Raw genomic sequence first — 3,750 nt, 5'->3', positions numbered from 1 at the left:
TGTCACCAACGAGCACACCCGAAACGGACTATAACGGAAGTACTTACTCTGATCATAACCAGACAAGAAACTCTGTACTTAAAAGAGCTAAAAAGGCTAACGCAACCTTAACGCCTATCCCTTGGGAAAAGGTAAATAAGGTTTATACATCTAAACATTTTACTGTTGACCAGCTTCATTAATATTGGCCTACCGCCTCACAGGTTTCTGTGAGGCGCTCAATTAAAAATCTAGATAAAGCGTTCCTTAAACAAGGACAGTAAATGAAAAATATTATATCAACAGGGGTGCTCTGCCTATTACTGGCCGGTTGTAGCATGATAAATAGAGAACGCGTACCTGATGAAGTTCCGAATTGGACTGTAGCTTATGCTATGCCATCATTTTATCCAGTCAGAGTCACTAAAGCATTTGGTATTAACACGCAAGAAGATTGGACCTCTATTTTACACACCCACAGCCAATTTATGACGGTTAGTGACTTCAACCGTATTAAGGGCTTTTTACCTGATTATAATGGCTATGGATTACCACTCTACTTTACTACGATGGGCGGGTATAGACAAATTCGACCTACCAATCATTTACCCGATAAAGTCGTGCTTTACTGGACATCCCTTTTTAACGCGAAGTTCTATATTACTGAATTAGATGTTACCCAAAAAATGAAAGCACTGATGTATAAACAACAAAACCATGTTGAGGCTGATGGAATAAACCGAACCTGCTACCAAACGACATTTGATTTTGGTTTCCTACCAAATGGGCAAGTGAAAGTGTGGCTTGAAGGGTGTGGCAAGTATACGTACGTTACTGAACTGTCACCAACGAGCACACCCGAAACGGACTATAACGGAAATTCATCAACTGCCTACAAGCATGATTATGAAGACGAGTTAAATATTAGAGCTAAAAAGGCTAACGCAACCTTGAGACCTATCCCTTGGGACAAGGTAAATAAGATATATACATCAAAAAAATATATTGTAGATCAGCTTCATTAATATTGGCCTATCGCCTCACAGAAATCTGTGAGGCGTTTTAGTTTTATATGATTCGTCAAACCATTACATTAAAACATTATAAAAACTAATCCAAAATCACGTTAACACGATATGAATGAGTAAACGATCTAACGCATAATAATCTGCGTGCTTTTTTATGGAGGTCATATCTCATAATCAGGCCAATTATTGCCCAGTCTATTTAACGTGTATTCTCACTCTGAGAATCGTTAACACCGAAGAAAGATTGAAAATAACCATGAAAAATACCCCGTACAACTCACAGCACATTCCGCCGCAAGCGCCAGCGAATCATAAAGGCTTTTGGTCAAACATGGCCAGAAAAGGTGTACATTTTCCTTTTACTCGTAACAATTATCATGTGCCAATTAAAGAGCTGGTATCACGAAAGTCCTCTGAGCTTAAAATATTTAGTCCGACAGAGCAAAGATACAATGAGCGTCAAATTGATGATATGACCTTTCCCTGGTGGGGGATGATTTATTTTCACTTTGCCTCTATTGCAAAAGTCTTAACATTATATCTGATGCCCTTGGCTTTATTAGTTTGTTTTATGGCAAACATTCTCACTAAAGCTCCACAAAGTGAAGTTAATGCAGCATATATCGGTATAACCTGTATTGAGGTATTGTGTTTTTTACTTTGGAAATCTTTCTCTTTCTTTGGTAGCAAACTGCCGCGAAAACCGTTATTTAGATTAAGTCGAGAAACGGGGATGGTCACGTTATTTGGTCAGGGTGATAAGGTGCGATTTAGTCATCCTTTTATTGAGTTTGATTGCTACCTAACTACATCGCCAACCCCACAAGGAGCTATTAATTACAATCTGTTTCTAGTTCATCGATATAACGGTTACAGATGTGGTGTGCCCATTAGTCGTTTTATTTATGGCTCAAGAGATCTTGATGAATACCAACGCTTATGGAACATGATCCAAGCGTATATGGATGTGAGCCAGCCTTTGCCCGACATTCCAATGAATGAGCCTTTTCGCCATAAAGACAGTACAACCGTTGCTTATGACAAGGCACATAATCGAAAGCCTGACTTTTGGTTCAGTATGGATGATGAAGAGTTTATACAAGCGGCAACGAAAATTATTGAAAAACAAATTTCAGAGCCACCATTAGGAAAAGCGATACCGATCCCTACTACAAACTCTAAAGCAACCACACCAAACACGGCTTCTGCCTAACGCATAATAAGCACGCCCATCTCGGCGTGCTTTTTTATGGAGGTAATATCTCATAATCAGGCCAATTATTGCCCAGTCTATTAAGCGTGTATTCTTACTCTGGAAATCGTTAACGCCGAAGAAAGATTGAAAATAACCATGAAAAATACCCCGTACAACTCACAGCATATTCCGCCGCAAGCGCCGGGGAATCAGCAAGGCTTTTGGTCTCAAATGGCCAGAAAAGGTGTGCACTTTCCGTTTACTCGTAACAATTATCATGTGCCAATTAAAGAGCAGGTATCACGAAAGGCCTCTGAGCTTAAAATATTTAGTCCGACAGAGCAAAGATACAATGAGCGTCAAATATTCGAATGTAAACAAGGACAGTAGATGAAAAAGATCATATCAACCGGAGTATTCTGCCTATTACTGGCTGGTTGTAGCATGATGAATAGAGAACGCGTACCTGATGAAGTTCCGAATTGGACTGTGGCTTATGCTATGCCATCATTTTATCCAGTCAGAGTCACTAAAGCATATGGTATTAACACGCAAGAATATTGGACCTCTATTTTACACACCCACAGCCAATTTATGACGGTTAGTAACTTCAACCGTATTAAGGGCTTTTTACCTGATTATAATGGTTATGGCTTACCCCTCGCTACTACTACGATGGGCTGGTATAGACAAATTCAACCTACCAATCATTTACCCGACAAAATCGTGCTCTATTGGACATCCCTTTTTGATGCGAAGTTCTACATTACTGAATTAGATGTCACACCTAAAGTGAAAGCGCTGATGTATAAACAACAAAACCATGTTGAGGCTGATGGAATAAACCGAACCTGCTACCAAACGACATTTGATTTTGGTTTCCTACCAAATGGGCAAGTGAAAGTGTGGCTTGAAGGGTGTGGCAAGTATACGTACGTTACTGAGCTATCGCCAACTAGCACACCCGAAACGGACTATAACGGAAATTCATCAACTGCCTACAAGCGTGATTATGAAGACGAGTTAAATATTAGAGCTAAAAATGCTAACGCAACCTTAACCCCTATCCCTTGGGACAAGGTAAATAAGGTTTATACATCTAAACATTTTACTGTTGACCAGCTTCATTAATATTGGCCTATCGCCTCACAGGTTTCTGTGAGGCGCTCAATGAAAGAGCTAGATTCAGCATTAATTACACAAGGACAGTAAATGAAAAATATTATATCAACAGGTGTGCTATGCCTATTACTGGCTGGTTGTAGCATGATAAATAGAGAACGCGTACCTGATGAAGTTCCTGATTGGACGGTTGGTTACGCTATGCCATCATTTTACCCTGTCAGAGTCACTAAAGCATATGGTATTAACACGCAAGAAGATTGGACCTCTATTTTACACACTCATAGTCAATTTATGACAATCAGCGATTTAGAACGAATTAAACAGTCTCAACCGGACTATGATGGATATGGATTATCGTTAACTTTTGGGATCGCTCAATACTCCCAGATAAGATATACAAATCATTTACCCGATAAAGTTGTG

General features: G+C 39.5%; 5 protein-coding genes and 1 pseudogene. All 6 read left to right on the top strand.

All coding sequences use genetic code 11. From position 1 onward, the window contains the following. A pseudogene (locus tag C9J45_RS21825) lies at nucleotides 1-182 on the top strand (hypothetical protein); the annotation flags it as partial. An 81-nt stretch (nucleotides 183-263) separates the two neighbouring features. Further along, the gene (locus C9J45_RS21275; protein WP_107292995.1) at nucleotides 264-1,004 is read left to right on the top strand and encodes a DUF2931 family protein; all 741 of its coding nucleotides are present in this window, start codon (nucleotides 264-266) and stop codon (nucleotides 1,002-1,004) included. 259 nt (nucleotides 1,005-1,263) lie between these two features. After that, complete coding sequence (locus C9J45_RS21270) at nucleotides 1,264-2,220, top strand: hypothetical protein (RefSeq protein ID WP_107291486.1); 957 nt, start codon at nucleotides 1,264-1,266, stop codon at nucleotides 2,218-2,220. Between the two features lie 138 nt (nucleotides 2,221-2,358). Beyond that, complete coding sequence (locus C9J45_RS21265) at nucleotides 2,359-2,592, top strand: hypothetical protein (RefSeq protein ID WP_199187183.1); 234 nt, start codon at nucleotides 2,359-2,361, stop codon at nucleotides 2,590-2,592. Continuing rightward, nucleotides 2,593-3,333, top strand: a complete 741-nt coding sequence (locus C9J45_RS21260; protein WP_107292994.1) for a DUF2931 family protein — start codon at nucleotides 2,593-2,595, stop codon at nucleotides 3,331-3,333. It begins immediately after the preceding gene. An 81-nt stretch (nucleotides 3,334-3,414) separates the two neighbouring features. Then, nucleotides 3,415-3,750, top strand: a 336-nt coding sequence (locus tag C9J45_RS21255) for a DUF2931 family protein (RefSeq protein WP_146144337.1), incomplete at its 3' end; no start/stop codon positions are given.

It is taken from the genome of Photobacterium sp. GB-1 (assembly GCF_003026165.1).
Classification (GTDB): Bacteria; Pseudomonadota; Gammaproteobacteria; order Enterobacterales; family Vibrionaceae; genus Photobacterium.
The sequence above is the reverse complement of the archived record's forward strand: the minus strand, read 5'-3'. Positions and strand labels throughout refer to the sequence as shown.

What these genes read in the sequence shown, in the direction of transcription:
- C9J45_RS21275 (WP_107292995.1), top strand. Translation starts at nt 264, where the DNA reads ATGAAAAATATTATATCAACAGGGGTGCTCTGCCTATTACTGGCCGGT.
- C9J45_RS21270 (WP_107291486.1), top strand. Translation starts at nt 1,264, where the DNA reads ATGAAAAATACCCCGTACAACTCACAGCACATTCCGCCGCAAGCGCCA.
- C9J45_RS21265 (WP_199187183.1), top strand. Translation starts at nt 2,359, where the DNA reads ATGAAAAATACCCCGTACAACTCACAGCATATTCCGCCGCAAGCGCCG.
- C9J45_RS21260 (WP_107292994.1), top strand. Translation starts at nt 2,593, where the DNA reads ATGAAAAAGATCATATCAACCGGAGTATTCTGCCTATTACTGGCTGGT.